Source organism: Mycobacterium sp. NGS57 (assembly GCF_059812405.1).
This window is the reverse complement of record NZ_JCALCP010000008.1, coordinates 92,596-112,941: the sequence shown is the minus strand read 5'-3', so window position 1 is coordinate 112,941 and position 20,346 is coordinate 92,596. Positions and strand designations below refer to the sequence as shown.

Below are 20,346 nucleotides of genomic sequence, written 5' to 3'. Positions count from 1 at the left end.
CTCTTCTCTATCTCGTTGTTACGGAAAAGTCTCGGGACAGCCGCTGGCCGGGGAACCACGTGCCGTCGGGCAGCAGGGCGGTGAGCTGTTCGATTGCGACGGCGATCGCGAAGGGCGTGCCGGGACTGAACGTCGAGACCCACTCGCCGTCGAAGGCGCGCGACGGGCTGACCAGCACCCGCCCCGCGGCGGCGTCGACGATGCTCAACCCGACCTCGGTGGTGGAATGACGGCCGTCGCGCCGGCAGCCCGCGACGATCTCGACGTAGCTGCGGGGCCCGGTGAAGACCGACTCCACCACCGGTCGCGCCGACGCCGGGATACCCAGGTAGTCAACGACTTCCGCCAGCGTGGCGCCCGAGCGCAGCCGCTCGTCGGCCCGCGCCCCGACCCGCGTCGGCATGCTGAACCCGTCGAAGCGCGCCGGCGGTCGCTGCGCCAGCCCGACGCCGAGGACCGGGACCAGCCCCCGCGCGTCGTCGATGTCCATGGCGGTGAAGGTGACCAGCTGCGCGCTGCGCAACGCGACGACCGTGCGGGTTTTGCCGGCGTCGCCGGGGGCGGCGCGCTGCGCGACCACGCCGCGCAGCAACTCGCCGGTGCCGGCGTCCGCGCCTGATCCCACGAAGCGCAGGTCGAGCCACCGGTCCGGGAAGCACACCGCCTTGATCCATCCGGCGACCGCCGCGTTGACGGGTCCCTCGTCCGACACCAGGCCCATCCGGGTCAGCTCGGCGCGCTGGCGTTCGAAGAACTCAGCGCGCTGCGCGGCGTCGCGATAGGGCGTGGTGATCGCCAAAACCCACGGGAAGCTGCCGGCCCCAATGGTTTCGGCGATGAACCACGCGTGATCGACCGTCAGCTCGACGGCGTTGGGAGCTGCACTCATCAGCCCAGGATCAGCCGCCCCACTTGGCGGCCTCGGCCTGGTCGCGGGCGAGCATGGCCGTGGTGTTGGCCTCGTGGGTGCTGGCCATCGACTGGTAGGCCCGGACCATCGACTCCATGGCCTGGTTCCACTGGGCCTGCCACGCCTGGTAGGTCATCCCGGTGTCGCCCTGCCACGCGTTGGACAGCGTGGCCTGCTCGCTGGCGATGTCGGCGCCCACGCCCTGCAGGGTGCCGGCGTAACCCGACATGTCCGCCGCGTGGCTGAGCATCGCGGGGTAGTTGTACATGATCTGTGACATAACAAGTCCTTTCGCTGCTGGCGGTCTGATCAGAACGCGTTGTAGCCGGAAGCGGCCGCGGCGTCGGCGGCCACGTAGGTGCCCGCCGCGTCCCCGAGGTTGGCCTGGGCGATGTCGAGCAGGGTGTTGACCCGGGCCGCGGCCTCCACGAAGCGGGCGTGCGCGGCCTGGAACGCCGCCGACGACTCGCCCTGGTGGAATGCCTGCGCCGACATCGCCTCCTGCTCGGCCTGGCTGATCGTGCTGCGCATCAGCGCCGCCTTGGCGCTGAACGCCGACTGCGCGGCCACCAACTGCGGAATATGAGCGTCCAACATACTCATGGTGCTTGGTTTCCTTTCGCTCTCTTCGGATTTCGGTTGCTGACTTTCCCGTTACGAACCGTCGTCTCCCCCTTTCTCCGGCTCCTTCTCCAGCTCCCACGTGCCCGGCACCATCGGCATCCGCGGGCCACCGCCGAACTCGTCACCCGTCAGCTTGGTCAGCCCGGCCGCGCCCATGGCGGCGTCCTTGCGCACCGTGCCCGCGAACCCGAGCGCCCCGCCCCCGTTCCCGGAGGCCATCGCGGAAACCAGTTGCTCCTCGTCGTCGGGGCCGTAATCCGGGATGACGCCCGAATTCATGTCCAGGAACTCGTCGCCGTAGTCGTGCAACGCGGCCTTCTTGCGCCGCCGCGCCCGCGCCTGCGCGCGGCTGGGTGCCGCCGCACCGGCCGCGGGAATGGTGGCCGCCGGTGCCTTGACCCCGCTGCGTCCCCCCACGGTCGGCCCGAGGCTGGGGCCCGAATCGGCCCGAATCGCAACGGCATAGGCGAAACCCGGTGCCGCCGGCGCCGCGGCCGGCGCGGCGGCGGCGGGGGCGGCGGCCGGCGCCGCGGTCGCCGGGGCCCCCGGCGCCGGACTCGGCGCGGGCGTGGAGATGCCTGCGGCCGGCCAGCCGTGCTGATCGGCAACCCCCGAGATCGGCGCGTCGTCGGGCATCGCATCGGGCACGGTGTCCAGGTTGATCGTGCCGATCAGGGCCAGCGGAATCGACAGGCCGGTCGCGAGCAGCACCGGCACCCACAGCGGCGAACTGAGCATCACCCCCCAGGTGCCCCAGCCCACCGGCTGGAAGAAGGCCTGATAGCCCAGCGCGAAAAGCAGCGGCCCCCACGTCACCATGGCCTGGGACGGGTTGGTCGCGAAATCGATCAGTATCTGCTGGGTTTCGCTCACGGGATTCATCAGGAAATTCCAGATCAAGTCGCCCTGCGGCAGCGACTGCACGTAGGACTCCAGCATCTGGATGATCGGGTTCGCGGCGTCCAGCGCCGAACCCGAATTGGCGGCCGGCACCGCCGAACCCGCCTGCGCGGATTCAGCCGCCGTCGTCGCCTCCCCGCCGGGCGTCACCACCGTCGGCGCCGGCGCGGTGCGGGGCGCCGAGGCCAGCGCGGTGCCCGAGGCCGCCTGGTAGGCGCCCATCGTGGTGGCGGCCTGCACCCACATCCGCAGATAGTCGGCCTCGTTCAGCGCGATCGGAATCGTGTTGATCCCAAAGAAATTCGTCGCGACCAGCACCCCGTGAATGACGTGGTTGGCGGCCAGCTCGAACAGCGTCGGCATCGCCCCCAGGGCGGTGGTGTATGCCGTCGCCGCGACGTCGTGTTCCGCGGCCACGCCGGCGCTGTCGGCGCTGGCCTGCTGCAACCACGCCAGATAGGGCGCGTGCGCCGCCACATACCGCTCGGCGCTCGGCCCCTGCCAGGCCCCCGCCTGTACCGCCCCCAGCAGCCCACTGAGTTCGGCTGCCGCCGAGGCGTATTCGGTGCTGAGCGACGACCAGGCCCCGGCGGCCGCCAACAGCGACCCCGGTCCCGGACCGGCGCTCAGCAACGCCGAATGCACCTCCGGCGGCGATGCCATCCAGATGGGCGAGCTCATTGTCAGCCGGCCGCCATCCCATAGGTCGCGGCCGCCGCGCTGTCACCGGCGAGATAACTTGTGCCCGACTGACCCACGCCCACCCCGGCGCGGCCCAGCTCCTCTACCCCCTGGGCCGCGACGGCGGCGTGCTCCTGGCCCTGGGCGCTGAATCCGGCGGCCGTCTGCAGCGACACGGGGTCCGCCGCCGGCGGCACCACCGCGGTAATCGCCGGGGCCGCCGCCGCGTGCGCGGCCGCCAGCCGCGCCGTCAGCGCCTCCACGGCCGCGCTGGTCGCGGCCAGGCCCTCGGGAACCACTCGCAACGTCATGACTAACTCCCCTTCTGTCGCGTTTCACCAAACATCGCGGTCTCCCCCACCAGCGGGTTGACCAATTGCACGTACGTCGGACTATCGCTGTCGCCCAACAGGATCGCGCGCCCGGCGGGCAGCCTCCCGAACCGCTGACCCCGGATCTTGCCGCTGTCCTGCGGGTTGCCCGACAGCATCAGGGTGGTCGCCTGCAGGTCGTTGAAGCGGCGCAGCAGGGGGCTGGTCATCAACACGTGCCCCGATCCGGTGGCCCGCGCGGTGACGATGACCCGCAGGCCCAGATCCGCGGCCTGCGCCAGTTGCGGCAGGAGCGGGGTCCACGGCCGCTGCCCGACGTAAGGGCCGCTCAGCGCCGGCGTATCCGGTATCTGGTCGACGTCGTCGATGATCAGGTAGTGGGTGTGGCCGTGGTAGGTCCAGCGGGACAGCTCCGCCGGCGACAGGCCCGCCGGCGGCCGCCGCGACTCGATGAGGTTGGCCAGCCCCAGCATCGCCGGGGTGACCCGGTCGATGTTGGCGGTGTATTCGTTGTCGGGGAACAACGGCTCGTCGACGAGGTGCAGCCGCCGGTCCAGCACGGTGAAGGCCACCTGGTCGGCGGTGGAGTGCTCCCGAATGGTGCGGATGATGTGGCGCAGCAGCGTGGTCTTACCGGACTTGCTGTCGCCGAACACCATCAGCAGCGGGTTCTCGGTGAAGTCGAGGACGACGGGCGCGAGGTCCTCCTCCCGCTGCCCGATGACCACACTTTCGCCGCCGTGATGGAGCCGCCCCAGCGCGTCGGGCGCGAGGGTGGTGGGCAGCAACCGAACCGGCGGCGCGGAGACCCCGGGGTAGCGGGCGTTGATCGCGGCGATCTGCTCCAATTCGGGTGCCGCGAAAAGGAAATGCTCGGCGGCCATGGTCAGGCCGCGGCCCGGCTGGTCGTGCGGGACGGCGTCGGCCGGGCGGCGCAGCGCGCCGACCAGCCGCACGTTGCTGTCCCGCGCGTCGTGCAGCTTGAGCTCGAGCCGCAGCCCGAGGCCGTCGCGCATCGCCAGCGGCACCTCCAGCCAGCTCGGGGTGGTGATGACCACGTGGATCCCGTAGGCCAGCCCGACGTTCACCAATTCGGTGACCTTGGCCAGCAACGGATTACGGGTGTTGAACTGGTCGGTGTTGTCGCGGCCGAACGCGTAGAGGTTGTCGATGACCAGGAACACCTCGCCGTAGCCGTCCCCATAGGCATGGTCGGGGGCCGAACCCTGCCGCTCCCGGAACGCCTGGCGCTGCTGGCGCGACAGCAGCAGCTGCTCCAGCTCGCCGAAAGTGCGGCGGATGCGCTCGGGTTCCAGCGCGGACGCGACGCCGCCGACGTGCGCCAGGTCTTCCAGCGCGCGCAGCTTGCCGCCGCCGTAGTCCAGGCAGTAGAAGGTGACCTCGCGCGGTGAGTGCAGGCTGGCCGCGGACATGACGAACGTCTGCAGCGCAGTCGATTTGCCGGACTTCGGACCACCGTGGATCACCACGTTGCCGGCCGCGGACGTGGCGTCGAACACCAGCGGGTCGCGGCGCATCTCGAAGGGTTTGTCGATCTCGCCGAGCGGCCATTGCCACTGTCCCTGCGGTATCGCCGCGCGCGCCAGCGCCGCGGTCAGCGGGATCGGCTCGTCCAGCGGCGGCAGCCACAACTGCGGTGCGCGCGGCCCGCAGCGGGCCAGCTGTTCGCCGATGGTCGCGATGAGCTTGCGCGGCGGCCCGGCGTATTCCTCGTCCTCACCGGTGGATATCACGGTGCCGTGGTCAGGATCCACCATCCCGGCCCTGAACAGCTTGGGCTCCGGATTGGCCTGCACCACAAGGGTCTTGGCCGCCTGCGGCGGCTCGTAGATGCCGTCGACGTAGGTGCTGCGGAACTTGACCGGGGTGGCACCGGGGGCGGGCACCAAAAAGCCCACGCCCTTGTGCTCCTTGCCGGACTCGATGTGGTAGGCGTCCTCCACGCCGATGATCTGGCGGGACACGCTGGGGCTGGCCACCTTCAGCCCGATGCGATACGAGGTGTTCTTGTCGATGTCCTTGATCTTGCCCACGTCCAGCGTCTGGGAAGCGAACAGGATGTGGATGCGGAACGAGCGGCCCTTGCGGGCCACGTAGTCGAACAACTCGGCGTATTCCGGGTGGTCGGCCAGCATCAGGGTGAACTCGTCGGCGACCACGAACAGCGTGGGGATCGGCGGCAGGTCGGACGCGCCGGCCGCTCCGGATTCGCGAGCGCTCTCGTATTCGGTCACCGAGTTGAACGCACTGCCCTGCACGCGGCGGCCGGTTTCGCGCAGCAGCGTCTCACGGCGGGCCACCTCGCCGCGCAGCGTGTCGGCGAAGCGGTCGGCCAGCGACTTCTTCTCGGCCATGTTCGAGATCACCGCGACGACCTGAGGGAAGTCCCGGAAGCTGTCGGCGCCGGCCTCGCCCTTGAAGTCGGCGTAGATGACGATCAGCCGCTCCGCCGAGTGGGTTGTCAACAGTGCCAACAGGATCGACATCAGGGTCTGCGACTTGCCGGATCCGGTCATACCGATCATCAGGCCGTGCGGACCCATTCCGCCCTCGGCTTCGTCCTTGAGGTCGAAGATCAGCGGCTCCCCGGTCGCGGTGACACCGATCGGGACGCGCAACTCGTCGTCGCGGCGGCGCGGCGCCCACAGCGTCGGCACGTCGAGCTGCGAGGCGTCGCCGATACCCAGCAGCGTGGTGAAGCTCGCGCCGCGGGTGGCCGCCGAGCGCAGCCCGGCGTGGGTCGGGTTGGAGTCCCACCGCGACAGCCGGCGGGCCAGGTGCGCCGCGTCGTCGGCGCCGAGCGCATCCGCGCTGTCGACGTAGGGCTGCCAGCCGCCGGTCTGCCAGCGTTCCAGGGCCTCGCCGGTGATCCGCAGGATCGGCTTTTCGGGATCCGAATACTGCTCGCGGTGCGGGGGCGTGGCGGAGAGGACCACGACGGTGACGCCCGCCCGGCCCATCGCCAGCGGCGAGGCGTTCACGTCGTAGTCGGGGTCGTCGACGACGATCAGCAAGTGCCGCAACGCATCCGCGGGCTCACCGGTGAACGCGGGGCGGTCGGCGAGCGCCGACCCCAGGGTCGCGACCAGCTCGTCGCCGTTGGTCGACAGGTAGCGCGCGGGGCCGACACCGTCGAGCGTGCCGGGGATGTCGACGTGCGGCAACCACTTCAGCCAGGACCAGTCCGGGCCCTCCAGGTCGCGGGCGATCAGCGCCACTCCGAGCACCGTCGGGTCGTGCCATGCCACCGCCTGGGCGATCCAGGCGCGTACCGCGGCGCGCAGGTCGGCCGCGTCGCCCACCACGGTGATGCGCGAGACCTTGGCCAGGTCGATGCCCGCCGGCACGTCGCGGACGGTGCGCTGGGTGTCCAGCAGGCTACGTAATGCGCTGTGCGACACCGGCTCCAGGTCGATCTCGTCGGCGGTGTCGTTGACCCGCAAGGCGGTGGCCAGGGGCACCTCGTGACGACCGGCCCGCAGCACCAGGAAATCCGGGTCGTGCGGGTCACGCTCCCACTGGCGGCGGGAACCGGGCACCGTCGCCAAAGCGGCCGGGTCCGGATGCGACCACTCCGCTGCCGCGCGCTGCTGGTTGGCCTGGGTCCGGATGTTGTCCCGGACCACCGACAGGTAACGCAGGTAGTCGGCCCGTTCGGCGTCGACCTCCTCGGTGCGTGTCTTGTTGTCGTTGCCCCGGTAGAGCGCGGTCGCCGCCAGCAGCAGCACGAACGGGAAGAACAGCGTCTGGGGCGAGATCACCCGCATCCCCGTGGCCACCAGTGCCACCACCATGCCGACGATCAGGATCACCAACACATAGGGCATCGCCCGCCGCAGAAACGACGGCGGAATCACCCGCGGCAGCTCCGGCGGAGCCTCGATGGTGATGCTGCCCTTGCGGGTGGCCGGCGGCGTCAGCCGGCGCCGGGCCTCGAAGATCAGTCGGCTCATCGGCCCTCCCCTTCCGCCACGACCGGACGGCCGGGCTTGGCGTCGGGCGCCAGCCCGTCGTGTGCCAGCAGGGCGTCGGCGCGCGACAGCACCGGGCCGGAAGCGAACAACGAAAGCACCGGCCACGGAATGGGGACCGCGGGCGCGTTCAGGCCAAGGGCCTCAACGGTTTTCCCGCGTCCTGCCGTGGCGGATCCGCTCTCGGACTCATTGTCGACGCCGTAGCGGACCCCGGTGTCGGAAACCCAGTACAACGAGCCGGCGGGCGGCGCCGCCGACCCACCGCCGACGGTCTGGGTGAAGTAGCCGGTGCCGGGGGCCAGGGCGACGCGGGTGGCGGTGCCCGCCGAGCCCCCGCCCACCAGGTCGACGGTGCGCATGCCCTCCGGCACCGGCAGCACCGAGCCGGACAGCAGGCTCAGTGAACTGGTGGCGGCGCCGGCCGGCTTGCTCCAGTGCGCGCACGTGACGGGATCCTTGGCCGCGTCGACCAAGGCGACCTGCTGGTCGGGATAGCGGCCGGTGTCCAGCATCCGCGACACCGGCAGCTTGGCCACCTCGTCGGCGCCGAGTCGCGGCGGCTGGTCCAGGCCATAGGAATTGGAGTTGCGCAGGATCGCGGCGAGCACCGGAGAGATCGGCTGCAGGCCGTCGGGCAGTACCGCGTAGTAGTGCAGGGTGCCCGACGAATTCTGCTCGAGGCCGTAGGAGACGACCACCGCGCCGATCGGGGCCGGCACCGAAAAGCCCGCCGGGCCACCGGCGTTCGGGATCGGCGGGGCCTCCAGCGCCGGGGACTCGGGTATGGCGTTGAACAGTCCCGGCGCGATCGGCCGCGGCGCGGGCGTGGTGGGCACCTCGGTGACCCCCAGCCCCAGCGCGTTGGTGACGGCGTGGTTGGCCAGGTCGATGCGGCTGCGCTTGCCCTGCCACAGCAGCCAGGCGCTGTTGCCGTTATCGACCAGGACGCCCTGGTTGGGATGGATCGCCGCGGCGCGGGCGCCGCCGCCGTCGGGCGGGCCCGCGATCACCGTGACGCCCGTGCTGTGGGCGCCGTGGGTGGGGCCCCCGCGAAGCTGGGGAGTGCCGCTGACGGCGTCACACACCGTCCAGTTCGCGTCGCGCGCGGCGTTCTGCACCATGCGTTCGGGTGCGCCCGGGATACCGATCAGGTTTCCCCGCGGAAATCGGTCCAGCTCAGTGCTTTTCACTGTGGTGGGGTTGACTGGCCGTCCGACGATCAGCCGGGCCGAGGTCAGGTTGAGCACCGGGTGCAGGTCCTCGCCGACCCGCACATACAGCGCGGCGGTGGACCGGTCGGCAAGCACCGCGTTGTTGCCCGCCGAGCCGCTGGGACGGATCAGCGAGAACACGAAACAGCCCGCCACGCCGGTGATCAGGATGACGACACCCATCAGCACCGCGCGCGACTGGGTGCGCAGCGGGTCGACGAGCATTCTGGTGTCGTGCAGGGCGATGCCCGACGCGATCCGGCGCATCACGAACCGCCAGCCGCTCACCTGGTGGCGGGTGACGAAGCCGCGGCGGTATTCAACCTTGTCGGGATTCTCGTTGACCGGGGTCCGCGAGGAGAACGAGCGCCGAGCCCCGTTGCTTTCGGAGCCCCAATCGCGGTCGGGCTCATGGTTGTTCGTCATGCCGGCACCGACAGCCCGAGGCCGCGCAGCAGCGGCTCGACCGACTTCTCGACGTCCTGGTCGGTGATCGTCATCAGCTCCTCGTCACTGAATTCCCCGGTTCCGGCGTGTTCCGAATGGTCGAGCCGGAACTCGCGTTCCTCCTCGGAGCGCTCGACGATGTTGCGCACGAACCGGCCGTTGCCGGCGATGTCGAGGCTGCGCCGCGAGATGCCGTTGGAGTCGGGCGTCGACTCGGTGGCCAACCTCGAGAACAGGCCCTCCATGTGCCCGAGCGCGGCGGGTTCGAAGACGCTGTCGCGCTGCTCGGCCATCTTGTGCGCGATCTCGGTCAGCTCGCCCGGCGTGTAGGAGGGGAAGTCGATGTTGCGGGTGAACCGGGACCGCAAGCCCTCGTTGGTGTCGAGGAACTTGTCCAGGTCCGCCCGGTAGCCGGCGATGATGACCACCAGCCGGTCGCGGTCGTTTTCCATGCGGGCCAGCAGGGTGTCGATCGCGACGAGACCGAAGTCGTTCTTGGCGCCGGTGGCCACCAGGGCGTAGGCCTCGTCGAGGAACAGCACCCCGTCCAGCGCGCTGTCGATGATCGCGTTGGTCTTGGCCTCGGTCTCCCCGATGTGCTGGCCGATGAGGTCGGCGCGGTGGACCTCCCTGATGTTTTCCCGCTTCAAAAGCCCGAGGCCGCAATAGATTTTCGCGACGACGCGCGCGATCGTGGTCTTACCGGTCCCGGGAGGCCCGGCGAACACCAGGTGGTGGGTGCGCTGCGCCACCGTGAGCCCGCGCTGCTTGCGCACCAGCTCCATGGCCACCGAGCTCTTCAGCCGCGACACCTGGTTTTTGACCTCGTCCAGGCCGATGAATTCGGCGAGCTGGCGCTCGGCCTCCTGCAGCAACGCGGCCTTGCGCTCGTGGGCCGCGGGGTCGACGAAGTCCTCCGCGGTGGGCTCCGTGCCCGGGTCCCAGGGATCGGTGCGCGCGTCGATGCGGGCCGCGGTCGTGGTCACGATCCCGAAGCTGGTGTCGGACAAGGCCTGTTCGACCTGGTCGTTCTCGGGGTGTGCCGCGTACAAGTCCTGCAGCACTTCGCTGGCCGAGTCCTCGTCGACGTGCGCGCGCAGCACCAGCCCCTTGGCCAGCGCGCCGTCGACGGACGCGACCGCGACGGGGCCGTCGGGCTCCTCGAGATACGACAGCGCGGGTGCGAACATGCCCAGCCGGGCCAGCGCGGTGCCCAGGGTGACCTTCACCGCGTGCGCGAAGCTCTCGTCGAGGTCGGCGTCGTTGACGATCGGGGTCAGCAGCTTGACGACGTCCGACCAGCGCTCGGCGCGGTAGTTGACGACGACGTCGACCCACCGGGCCTCCCGCCAGCCCGGGCGGCGTTCGGACAGGGCGCCGACGATCTGGTGCGCCTCGGCAAACCGCCCCTCGGTTGCCAGCGCCGCCGCGTAGGCCAGGTGGAAGTCGTCCGGGGTGTCGGCGCGGAACTGCAAGTACAGCCCGGTGTCGTAGCGGAAGCCCAGGGCGCCGGGCGCCAGCTCCACCTGGCGCTGCAGCGTGCCCGCGGTGCCCGCGGTGCGCGACACCGCCTCGAGCACCCGCAGGGAGACGTCACCGGCGGCGGCCAGGCCGGTCCACGCGTCGCACTGCTCGTGCGCGATGCGCGTCAGCGCCGTGAACCCGGAGCGGGCGGCGGGCAGGTCGGCCGGGCGCTGGCGCTCGTAGACGGCGATGCCGAGCGCGCGGCAACACGTGGCGAACCGGCTGACGGTGTCGCCGTCCACCTTGCCGTCCGACCGAGAATTCACAGACCGCGCTGCGAGCACGCCGGCGTCACCGCGTTCCACGGCCACTTCCCATCTATGTAGCCTCCCCTTACCTAACCGACTGAAGTTAGCATTACCTAAGCAACGTTGTCGAGGCGCCCCGGGCCTCCCCGCGGCTCACGCCTTCGCCCGCGCTTTAGCACCGCTTATGAGGGCGTTGTAAGCAATCATTGCCGCACTTTCGGATTTTGCGCCCGGCGCGGGCAATTTGACAGACGTCTCCCAGATTCGGCTCAGCCCGGAGCCTACTGAAAACCATTTTCATTAGCAATTCCGTCGATCTCGTCGTGCTCCCAGGTTCCCGGCACCATCGGCACCGACGGGCCGCCGCCGTACCCGCCGGCGCCCAGCGTGGCCAATCCCGCGGCCCCGGGGGCCTGCTTGCCCGCCGTTCCGGCAAAGCCGAGATCCCCGGCGCCGCGCCCGGTGGCGACCGCGGCCGCGGCGGGGGGTTCGTCGTTCGCGGCGGGGTCCGAATCCAGGAATTCGTGGCGATGGGCGCGGTGGTGGTCGTTCATCGCCGCCCGGCGGCGCCGTCGCGCCCGTTCCTGCTGTCGCGCCGCCACGCCGGCCGCCGCGGCGGCCGCCGCGCCGTCGGGCTCGGGTGCCGTCCGCCGGGCGCGCGCGCCCATGCCCGTGGCGGACCCGATGGTCGGGCCGCCGACCAGGTAGGGGTAGGCGCCCCCCGCGACGGCGGGCGGCGGGGCCGGCGCCGCGGCGGTCGCCGGCGCCGGGGCGGGCGCGGGAGCCGAGACCGGCGCCGAGGAGCCGGTCACCGGCATGGTTGGCGCGGGCGCCGCGGTGCCGGCGGCGGCCGGCACGCCGGGCGCCGCGGGCAGCGGCGCCGCCGTCGCGGCGGGGGCCGGGCCGGCCTGGATCCCGGCCAGCCCGCCCAGGCCCCCGAGGCCGCCGAGCCCGCCGGTGGTTGCGAGCGGCGCGGCGAGCGCGAGGGCCTGGATCGCGGGGGCGAACGCCTGGTATGCCTCGGCCGCGTGGCCGGCCTCGTCGGCCACCAGCAGCGGGGCATCGGACTCGACCTGCGCGACGGCCTGCGCGGGATTCTCGGGAAATTCCTCGATGTCGCGGCTCAGGGTCTGGAAGATTTCGAGCACGCGATTTTCCCACCAGCTCAGCTGGTACGGATCGCCGCCGTCGTTGTCGACGATGCCGCCGTCGTCACCCCCGCCGTCATCCCCGTCGCTCTCGTCGTCGGCGTGCAGGATCTGGGGCGCCGGGTCGGCCTGCGCCGCCCCGGCCGCGGGAGCGACGGCAGCCCCGGAGACCGCCTGATAGGTGGCCATCGTGGTGGCCGCCTGGATCCACATCCGGACGTAGTCGGCCTCGTTGAGCGCGATCGGGATGGCGTTGACGCCGAAGAAGTTCGTCGCCACCAGCACCGCGTGCAGCGCATGGTTGGCGCCCAGCTCCAGCAGGGTCGGCATGGTGGCCAGCGCCTCGGTGTAGGCGGCGGCCGCGGTCTCGTGCCGGGCGGCCGCCGACGCGCTGTTGACGCTGGCCCGCCGCAGCCACGCGAGATAGGGCGCGTGCGCGGCCACGTACCGCTCGGCGCTGGGCCCCTCCCACGCGCCGGCCTGCGCCGCGGCCAGGACGGCGGTGAGCTCGTCGGCCGCCGACGCGTAGGTGGCGCTGAGCGAACTCCAGCCCGCCGCGCCGGTCAGCAGGCCGCCCGGGCCGGGACCGCTGCTCAGCAGGGCCGAGTGGACCTCCGGCGGCGACGCCATCCACACCGGGGCGGTCATAGCGGCGACTCCTTCGCGATCGGGCGGAAGAGCCCGCAGCTAGTAGTCGGCGGACGACGCGCGAAAGTTCCCCGGACCCGGTTCGGGTCAGCCCTTGACGGCGCTGACCAGCGTGTTGCGGGCGATCATCGGCCCGGCCTCGGTCTCCGGGCCGGGCACGGGCCGCCCGAGTTGGCGCAGGTAGTCGGCCAGCGGGGTGCCGACGGCCGTCCACCCGCGCCGGCCGAACCATTCGGTGGCCGGGGCGCACTGCTCGTTGTAGACCAACTGAAAGAACGGGCGCTCCTCGGTGCCGTCGGCCATCGCGGCCCGTTCCTCCTCGCGCTTGGCCTCGAATTCGTCCGGTTCGAGCGGGGCGCCGTCCTCGATCGCGACGTGGCTGCCGGGCCCGGCCAGGCCGTCGACGCCGGTGAACAGCTGCTCCTGCGCGCTGGCCGGCAGATAGATCAGCAGGCCCTCGGCGATCCACGCGGACGGTTTGGCGGCGTCAAACCCGTTGTCGCGCAAGGCTTGCGGCCAGTCGTCGCGGAGGTCGACGGCGATCTCGCGGCGCTCGGCGCGCGGCTGGGCGCCGTGGCCGGCGAGCACCTCGCGCTTGAAATCGAGCACCTGCGGTTGGTCCAGTTCGAAGATCGTCGTCGCGGCCGGCCAGTCCAGCCGATAGGCGCGGGAGTCCAGGCCGGCCGCCAGGATCACCACCTGCCGGACGCCGGCGGCGGCGGCCCGCCGGAAGTATTCGTCGAAGTAGCGGGTGCGGGCGCCCTGGAAGTTGACGAAGTTCTCGCCGAAGTCGGGGGTCTTCAGGGCGTGCTCGGGATCCTTGCCGTCGAGGACGTCGGCCGCCGGACCGCCGACGGCGCGGCAGAACAACTCCGCGTACGGGTCGACGGCCAGGGGGTCGGGCTTCTGCGCCTCCAGCGCCCGCGCGGTGGCCACGAACAGCGCCGTCGAGCCGACACTCGTGGTGATGTCCCAGGTATCGCCTTCGCTACGCACCCGATGAACCCTACGCCGCGCGGCTACGGCGACCCGCGATCGGGATCCCGGCCGCCCGGCAGCATCGGGACCACGGGGCCGCCGAACTCGTCACCGCCGAGCGTGGTCAAGCCGACCGCCGCACCCACCCGTTGCCTGGGTGCCGTGCCGGCAAACCCCAGCGCGGCGCCGCCCCGCTGCGACGCCGCCGTCGGTGTCTCCCAGTCCGGGTCGACACCGACGTTCATGTCGAGGAATTCGTCGCCGTGGTCGCGCTCGCGCCTTTTACGCGCACGGCGACGCTGTCGCCGTGCCCGCGCCGCCTCCCGCGCGCCGGCCGTGGCCGCCGCCGCGGCCGAATCGGGTTCGGGCGCTTTCTTCTTGGCGACGGCGGCGGCGCCGGCGCTGATGCCCGAGCCGAACCCGATGCCGGGGGGTGCGGCGGCGTAGGGCGGGAAGAAGCCGGCGCCGCCCGCGGCCGGCGGTGCCGCCGGCGCCGCGGCGGAGGTGACCGCGCTCGCGGCCGGAGCGGGCGCCGACGGTGACGCGGGCGCCGCGGCCGACACGGAAGCAGCGGGGGCCGCCGCGGGGACGGGAATCGGGTTGGGCGCGACCGGGGTTGGCGCGACGGCGGGAACGGCCGCCGGATGGATGCCGGCCAGCCCCGACAGCCCCGCGAAGCCGGCCACCGCCCCTACGTTGGCGATGGCGCCACCGAGCGCGACCGCCAGCAACTGCGGGGACTGGCTCAGCCAGGTGGCGATCTCGGCGATATGGGTCGGCCAATCGAACAGCTCGAGCTCCACCAGATATTGAAGGGCCGCAACGGGATTCGTCGTCAGCAGCTGCGAGAACTGTTGGAAGTCCTGACTGAGTTCCAGGGACCGCACGACCCACCACATCGGGTCGCCCGGGTTGGTGTACGAGTCGAACGGTATGCCGTTGACGGTGCCCTCCAGCGGATTCCAGTCGACGCGCCCGCCGGTGAGGGTGCGCAAGACGTCGGCGACGAAGTTGTCGATCGTGCTCGCGGTGCCCCCATGATCGTGGCCGTCGTCGGCGGCCTCGGTCTTGAGGATTTGCGGCGCGGGTGTGCCCGGCGACGCCGCGGACGCGGGAACCAGCGCCGCATCCGAAATCGCTTCGTAGGTCTGCATCGTGGTGGCCGCCTGGATCCACATTCGGACGTAGTCGGCCTCGTTGAGCGCGATCGGGATGGCGTTGATGCCGAAGAAGTTCGTCGCCACCAACACGCCGTGGACCGCATGGTTGGCGGCCAGCTCGGCCAGCGTCGGCATGGCCGCCAGGGCGGCGGTGTACCCGGCGGCGACGGTTTCGTGCCGCGCGGCCGCTTCCGCGCCGGCCGCGTGGGAGTGCATCAGCCACGCCAGGTACGGCACGTGGGCGGCCACATACTGTTCGGCGCTGGGCCCCTGCCAGGCCCCGCCCTGGGCCGCCGCCAGCACCCCGACGAGTTCGTCGGCCGCCGCCGCGTATTCGGCGCTCAAGGACGTCCACGCGCCCGCGGCCGACAACAGCGAGGCGGGCCCCGGCCCGCCGCTGAGCAAGGCCGAATGCACTTCCGGCGGCGACGCCATCCACAGCGTCATGTGCGATACCCCTCCGCTGGTGACTTACCAGCATCGGAGCCTACTGAACGTGAAAATCATTTTCAATAGTGGCGGCGCAACGCGGCGCGTGCACTCAGACCAGGGGACGGCCCGTCCTGATCCGGCGGTCGACGTCCCACAGCAGGACGTTGAACGGGAACTGCCGCACGACGCGCGGCAGCATGCGGTTGACCGTGCGCAACACGGCCATCAAACGATCGAAGCGCCGCTGCCTGGCGGCGTCCCACGGCAGCCGCATCTCGTCGCGGAACCGCTGCGGCAAAAAGCCCGTGGTGATCAGCAGGTTGAAATCGTCCGACATGCGTTGCAGCCGGCGCGGCAGCGAGACGCCCCGGATGCGGCCGGCGGCAATGGGATACAGGTAGTCGCGGATGGCGTCGTCGATGTGCACCTGGTCCAGCGACTCCTGCCAGTACCGGTCGAAGGCCGCCCGGTCGGCCGGCCACCGCTCCGGCGGCACCTGCAACGTGGTGGCCAGGGTGATGCCCTCGCGGTAGTGGCGCTCGGCGTCCTCGCCGTCCAGTTCGCCGATGAAGATGCGGTAGATGTCGACCCCGCCCTTGTACAGGCATGCCCCCACCCACAACTGCAGGTCGATGTCGAACGCGTTGTAGGCCACCGGGCTCTCCTCGGTGGAGTACACCTGCGCGTGCGCGCGGTTCACCGCCCGGCGGAAGGCGTCCTTCTGGGCATCGCTGCCGTTGCTCGCCACCGCGAGATAGGTGAAGGTGGTGCGCGCCCGCTTGATCGGGTGCCGGTCGACCCGGCCGCTCTCGACGCGGCTCTCCAGCACCCCGTAGCCGACGCCGGGCCGCGCCAGCTGCATGATCACGTTCGCGGGCCCGGCCAGCAGGGCCACGCCCATCAGGCCCTCGTCGACGCCGAGGGATCGCCGGCGGCGGCGACGGGGGGCGGGCCGCGGCGGGTCGGTGACCGGCCGCTCCACCTGCCCAACCGGCTGATGAACGACTTCGTGCGTGGCCATGCTGAGTCCTCCCTGACACCGGCCGCAAAATCTGCGAACGCTTGTTTCCTGATGTTGTCTCCTCGCCGGGCCGGTGTCAAGATGGGGGCATGCCCGAAGCGTCCAGCGTGCGGCCCTACCGCGGCGTCGAGCCTGCCCAGCGGCTGGCCGAGCGGCGCCGGCGGCTGCTGGCCGCCGGACTGGAACTGCTGGGCGCCGAACGGCAGGACATCGCCGCGCTGACCGTCCGCGGCATCTGCGCCCGGGCCGGGCTGGCGGCCCGCTACTTCTACGAAAGCTTCGCCGACAAGGACGAGTTCGTCGGCGGGGTGTTCGACTGGGTGGTCGCCGAGCTGGCCGCCACCACCCAGGCCGCGGTGGCGGCGGTCCCGGCCCCCGAGCAGACCCGCGCCGGGATGGCCAACATCGTGCGCACCATCGCCGGCGATGCCCGCATCGGGCGCCTGCTGTTCAGCACCCAGCTGGCCAACCCGGTGATCGTGCGCAAGCGCGCCGAATCCAGCGCCCTGTTCGCCATGCTGTCCGGCCAGCACGTCGGCGACGTGCTGCGCGTCCCGGCAAACGAACGCATCAAGGCCGCGGCGCATTTCGTGGTCGGCGGCGTCGGGCAAACCATCAGCGCCTGGCTGGCCGGCGACGTCCGGCTCGAGCCGGAGCAGCTGGTCGATCAGCTGGCGGCGCTGCTCGACGAGCTCGCCGAGCCGAACCTGTACCGGATCACGGAAACAGCGGCAGGTCCCACAGCCGCATCCCGGGGTCGAGCAGCCACAACCGCATCATCGTGAACCGCATCATCCGCACGGCGGAAAAGATCATGAACGCGGCCAGCGGCAGCTCGATCAGCACTGCCGTGACGACCGACAGCGTCACGTCCCGCGGCCCCGCGGTCATCAGGTCGAACCACGCGTCGCAGATCAGCAGCACGCCGGTGGTGAAGGCGGCCGGCACCAGCAGCTGACGGCGCAGGTACCCCAGCACCGCGGTCGCCGACATGAACACCACCAGCAGGACGTCGAACCCGATCCACGTGAGGGGCCAGTTGTGGGCGACGTAGTTGGCCGGCAGCGTCACCGCGAGGTAGCTCAGCCACGGGATCATCGCCAGCGAGCCCCCGACCATCAGGCCCAGGCGGATGCGGCGGATCCGGTGCAGCAGCGCCGGGTCGATGACGTCGCTCAGGGGTTTTTCCAGCCGGGTGATCAGCTCGCGCCGCTGCTCGGGCGTCAGCGCGGCGATCTGCGCGTCCGACAACATGCCCTCGGTCATATCGCGCTAGCGTACGGCCCCCGCGGCGGGCCGCCGGTCGGCCGCGGTCCTGGGCACCGCCTTGTTGTCGCCGGCACCGAATTCCTTTACCCAGCAGGCGAATTCGAGGGTGATGCCGTCGGGGTCCTGGAAGTAGAACGACCGCACGTAGACCCCGGGATGCACGGTCGCCGACACCTGCCGGTCGCTCTCGTCGTGGTTGAGCACCGGGCCCACCCGCACGCCCTTGGCCTTGAGCCGCTGCCGGTAGTCGTCGAACTTCTCCGCGGGCACGTGGAAGGCCAGGTGGTTCATGGTGCTCACGGCGCTGGTGATGTCGCCGATGCCCGGGATGGCGCCCGGCGACGAGATGCCCGGCACCCGGTCGGGGGCGTCGGCGAACCAGAAGAACGCGACGCAGTCGCCGTTGCCGGCGTCGAAGAAGAAGTGCTGCCCGGCGCCCTCGGGCAGGTCGAGCGACTTGATCAGCGGCATCCCGAGGACTCCCGAGTAGAAGTCCACGGTGCGCGCCATGTCGGCGCACACCAGCGCGACGTGGTTGATCCCGCCGAGCTCGAATTCGGTGTTGGTGTTGTGCGGCTTGATCATCGTGCGGCTCCCGTGGGCATGGCCAAGATCCAAATCTGAATCTAACATCAGATTCAGTTTTGCTCTAGGGAGGTGCGCACGGATGTCGACGACGGCGCCCGGCTTCCCGACCCATCGCGGCCGGCGCACGCAGGCCGCGATCGACTCGGCCGCCCGAACGGTGGTGGCGCGCAAGGGCATCCTGGCGACGACCATCGCCGACATCGCCGCCGAGGCGGGCCGCTCGGCGGGGTCGTTCTACAACTACTACGACTCCAAAGAGGCGATGGTGCGCCAATGGGCCGTGCGGTTTCGCGACGAGGCCAACGAGCGCGCGCGCTCGGTGACCGGGCACGGCCTCTCGGATCGCGAGCGGGCGCACGCCGCCGCCGCCGCGCACTGGCAGACCTACCGCAACCGCCTCGCCGAGGTGATCAGCGTGTCCCAGCTGGCCATGGTCAGCGACGACTTCGCGCAGTACTGGGCCGAAATATGCGCCGTGCCCATCTCGTTCATCAGCGACACGGTCCGGCGGGCCCAGGCCGAGGGCCACTGCCCCGACGACGACCCGCAGCTGATCGCCGAGGCGATCGTGGCGATGTTCAACCAGTTCTGCTTCGTCCAGCTCACCGCGCAGACCGAACCCGACGACGCGGCCTGCATCCGGACGCTGGCCAACATCTACTACCGCGCCATATACGGCGGGGGTGGCCCGGCGTGACCGGTCAACCCGGCGTGATCCGCGAGTTCGTGGGCCTGCCGTCGCCCACCGCCGGGCGCGCCGGGGCCGGCGGGCATCCCTGTCAGGGGCTCTATCACCGCGCGCAGGGGGCCAAGCCGAGGGTGGCGATGATCGCCGCCCACTACCAGATCGACTTCTCCGAGCACTATCTCGCCGACTACGCGGCCGCTCGCGGCATCGGGTTTTTGGGCTGGAACACCAGGTTCCGCGGTTTCGAAAGCAGCTTCTTGCTCGACCACGCGCTGGTCGACATCGGCGTGGGCGTGCGCTGGCTGCGCGAGGTCGCGGGCGTGGATACCGTTGTGCTGCTGGGTAATTCGGGTGGAGGATCGTTGATGGCCGCCTATCAGTCGCAGGCGGTCGAACCGAACGTGAGCCCGCTGGGCGGCATGCGCCCGGCGGCCGGGCTCACCGAGCTGATCCCCGCGGACGGCTACGTCGCGACCGCCGCGCACCCCGGCCGCCCGGACGTGCTGACCGCCTGGATGGACGCCGCCGTCGTCGACGAGAACGACCCGGTGGCCACCGATGCCGGGCTCGACCTGTTCGACGAGCGCAACGGCCCGCCGTACTCGCCGGAGTTCCTCGCCCGCTACCGCGACGCGCAGGCCGCCCGCAACCACGCCATCACCGACTGGGCCGAGGCGGAGCTCAAACGCGTTCGCGCCGCGGGCTTCTCGGATCGCCCGTTCACCGTGATGCGCACCTGGGCCGATCCGCGCATGGTGGACCCCGGCATCGAGCCCACCACGCGCAAGCCGAACACGTGCTACGCGGGCGTCCCGGCCAAGGCCAACCGCTCCGCGCAGGGCATCGCGGCGGCCTGCACCCTGCGCAGCTGGCTGGGCATGTGGAGCCTGCGGCTGGCGCAAACCCGGGCCGAGCCACACCTGGCCCGCATCAGCTGCCCCGCCCTGGTGGTCAACGCCGAGGCCGACACCGGCGTCTTCCCGTCCGACGCCGGGCGCATCTTCGACGCGCTGACCGGCTCCGACAAGGAGCAGGCCTCGATCGACACCGACCACTACTTCACCACCCCGGGCGCGCGCGACGCGCAGGCCGATGCCATCGCCGGGTGGATCGCCGAACGGTGGCCCTGAGCCAGGCGTGCGAGTTCTCGCCCACTTCGTTCCGGGCCACAAAGTCCTGGACTTCGTTGCGCCGGAATCGGATTGGCTCGACGTGCGATGGTGCGCCGAGGACGACGACACGCAGCTTTACCGGGACCTGCCGCACGCCGACGTGATCTGGCACGTGCTGCGGCCGCTGTCGGGCGACGACGTGCGGCGCGGGACACGGCTGCGGCCGGTGCACAAGCTCGGGGCCGGGGTCGACACCATCGACGTGGCGGCCGCCGCCGAGCGCGGCATCGCGGTGGCCGACATGCCGGGCGCCAACGCGGCGTCGGTGGCCGCGGGCGCAGTGCCGCTGATGTCCCCCGCAAGCGGGAGGTGCCCCCAGCCCGCTGCGCGACGGCGAACGCCTGGCCAATGTGGTCAACCGAGTGGCCAC

The 20,346-nt window shown here is 71.2% G+C and carries 17 protein-coding genes and 1 pseudogene; 4 read left to right on the top strand and 14 right to left on the bottom strand.

All coding sequences use genetic code 11. The annotated features are described in order from the left end of the window. Positions 1 to 7: 7 nt before the first annotated feature. The 12 genes from AC5Y43_RS16600 to AC5Y43_RS16545 form a co-directional block, all read right to left on the bottom strand. The gene (locus AC5Y43_RS16600) at positions 8 to 889 is read right to left on the bottom strand and encodes an ESX secretion-associated protein EspG (protein WP_499974185.1); all 882 of its coding nucleotides are present in this window, start codon (positions 887 to 889) and stop codon (positions 8 to 10) included. 10 nt (positions 890 to 899) lie between these two features. Beyond that, positions 900 to 1,190: a WXG100 family type VII secretion target gene (locus AC5Y43_RS16595; protein WP_499967251.1), complete on the bottom strand. Its 291-nt coding sequence runs from the start codon at positions 1,188 to 1,190 to the stop codon at positions 900 to 902. Between the two features lie 29 nt (positions 1,191 to 1,219). Beyond that, the gene (gene esxG, locus AC5Y43_RS16590; RefSeq protein ID WP_067278108.1) at positions 1,220 to 1,513 is read right to left on the bottom strand and encodes a type VII secretion system protein EsxG; all 294 of its coding nucleotides are present in this window, start codon (positions 1,511 to 1,513) and stop codon (positions 1,220 to 1,222) included. Positions 1,514 to 1,564: 51 nt separating this feature from the next. Beyond that, positions 1,565 to 3,115, bottom strand: a complete 1,551-nt coding sequence (locus tag AC5Y43_RS16585; protein WP_499974184.1) for a PPE family protein — start codon at positions 3,113 to 3,115, stop codon at positions 1,565 to 1,567. A gap of 2 nt (positions 3,116 to 3,117) precedes the next feature. Continuing rightward, a complete protein-coding gene (locus AC5Y43_RS16580) occupies positions 3,118 to 3,426 on the bottom strand; it encodes a PE family protein (RefSeq protein WP_499974182.1) in 309 nt (102 codons plus the stop codon). A gap of 2 nt (positions 3,427 to 3,428) precedes the next feature. Continuing rightward, positions 3,429 to 7,421, bottom strand: coding sequence for a type VII secretion protein EccCa (eccCa, locus tag AC5Y43_RS16575; protein ID WP_499974181.1), 3,993 nt, complete (start codon positions 7,419 to 7,421; stop codon positions 3,429 to 3,431). After that, positions 7,418 to 9,079, bottom strand: a complete 1,662-nt coding sequence (gene eccB, locus AC5Y43_RS16570; RefSeq protein WP_499974180.1) for a type VII secretion protein EccB — start codon at positions 9,077 to 9,079, stop codon at positions 7,418 to 7,420. The genes eccCa and eccB overlap by 4 nt, the downstream gene beginning before the upstream one ends. Continuing rightward, on the bottom strand, positions 9,076 to 10,929 hold the full coding sequence (gene eccA, locus AC5Y43_RS16565; RefSeq protein WP_499974548.1) for a type VII secretion AAA-ATPase EccA: 1,854 nt from the start codon (positions 10,927 to 10,929) through the stop codon (positions 9,076 to 9,078). The genes eccB and eccA overlap by 4 nt, the downstream gene beginning before the upstream one ends. 224 nt (positions 10,930 to 11,153) lie before the next feature. Next, positions 11,154 to 12,668, bottom strand: coding sequence for a PPE family protein (locus AC5Y43_RS16560; protein WP_499974178.1), 1,515 nt, complete (start codon positions 12,666 to 12,668; stop codon positions 11,154 to 11,156). Between the two features lie 87 nt (positions 12,669 to 12,755). After that, a complete protein-coding gene (locus AC5Y43_RS16555; protein ID WP_499974177.1) occupies positions 12,756 to 13,664 on the bottom strand; it encodes a class I SAM-dependent methyltransferase in 909 nt (302 codons plus the stop codon). A 23-nt stretch (positions 13,665 to 13,687) separates the two neighbouring features. After that, entirely contained in the window at positions 13,688 to 15,253 is a 1,566-nt protein-coding gene (locus AC5Y43_RS16550) for a PPE family protein (RefSeq protein WP_499974176.1), read from the bottom strand. A 94-nt stretch (positions 15,254 to 15,347) separates the two neighbouring features. Next, positions 15,348 to 16,259, bottom strand: coding sequence for an oxygenase MpaB family protein (locus AC5Y43_RS16545; protein WP_499974174.1), 912 nt, complete (start codon positions 16,257 to 16,259; stop codon positions 15,348 to 15,350). Positions 16,260 to 16,348: 89 nt separating this feature from the next. On the opposite strand from AC5Y43_RS16545, the gene AC5Y43_RS16540 reads away from it, so the two are divergent. Next, positions 16,349 to 17,044 (top strand): TetR/AcrR family transcriptional regulator, encoded by a 696-nt coding sequence (locus tag AC5Y43_RS16540; protein WP_499974173.1) that lies wholly within the window; start codon positions 16,349 to 16,351, stop codon positions 17,042 to 17,044. Here the strand turns inward: AC5Y43_RS16540 and AC5Y43_RS16535 are convergent. Continuing rightward, positions 16,977 to 17,525, bottom strand: coding sequence for a hypothetical protein (locus tag AC5Y43_RS16535; protein ID WP_499974172.1), 549 nt, complete (start codon positions 17,523 to 17,525; stop codon positions 16,977 to 16,979). The genes AC5Y43_RS16540 and AC5Y43_RS16535 overlap by 68 nt on opposite strands. A 6-nt stretch (positions 17,526 to 17,531) precedes the next feature. Then, positions 17,532 to 18,113, bottom strand: coding sequence for a VOC family protein (locus AC5Y43_RS16530; RefSeq protein WP_499974171.1), 582 nt, complete (start codon positions 18,111 to 18,113; stop codon positions 17,532 to 17,534). A gap of 82 nt (positions 18,114 to 18,195) precedes the next feature. Between AC5Y43_RS16530 and AC5Y43_RS16525 the strand changes: the two genes are divergently transcribed. From AC5Y43_RS16525 to AC5Y43_RS16515, 3 genes and pseudogenes are all read left to right on the top strand, one after another. Then, positions 18,196 to 18,813, top strand: a complete 618-nt coding sequence (locus AC5Y43_RS16525; protein WP_499974168.1) for a TetR/AcrR family transcriptional regulator — start codon at positions 18,196 to 18,198, stop codon at positions 18,811 to 18,813. Continuing rightward, positions 18,789 to 19,934 carry an alpha/beta hydrolase family protein gene (locus AC5Y43_RS16520; protein ID WP_499974546.1) on the top strand — a complete coding sequence of 382 codons (1,146 nt, stop codon included), beginning with the start codon at positions 18,789 to 18,791 and terminating at the stop codon, positions 19,932 to 19,934. The genes AC5Y43_RS16525 and AC5Y43_RS16520 overlap by 25 nt, the downstream gene beginning before the upstream one ends. Further along, positions 19,897 to 20,313, top strand: a pseudogene (locus AC5Y43_RS16515) (hypothetical protein); the annotation flags it as partial. The gene AC5Y43_RS16520 and the pseudogene AC5Y43_RS16515, both read left to right, overlap by 38 nt. Positions 20,314 to 20,346: the final 33 nt, after the last annotated feature.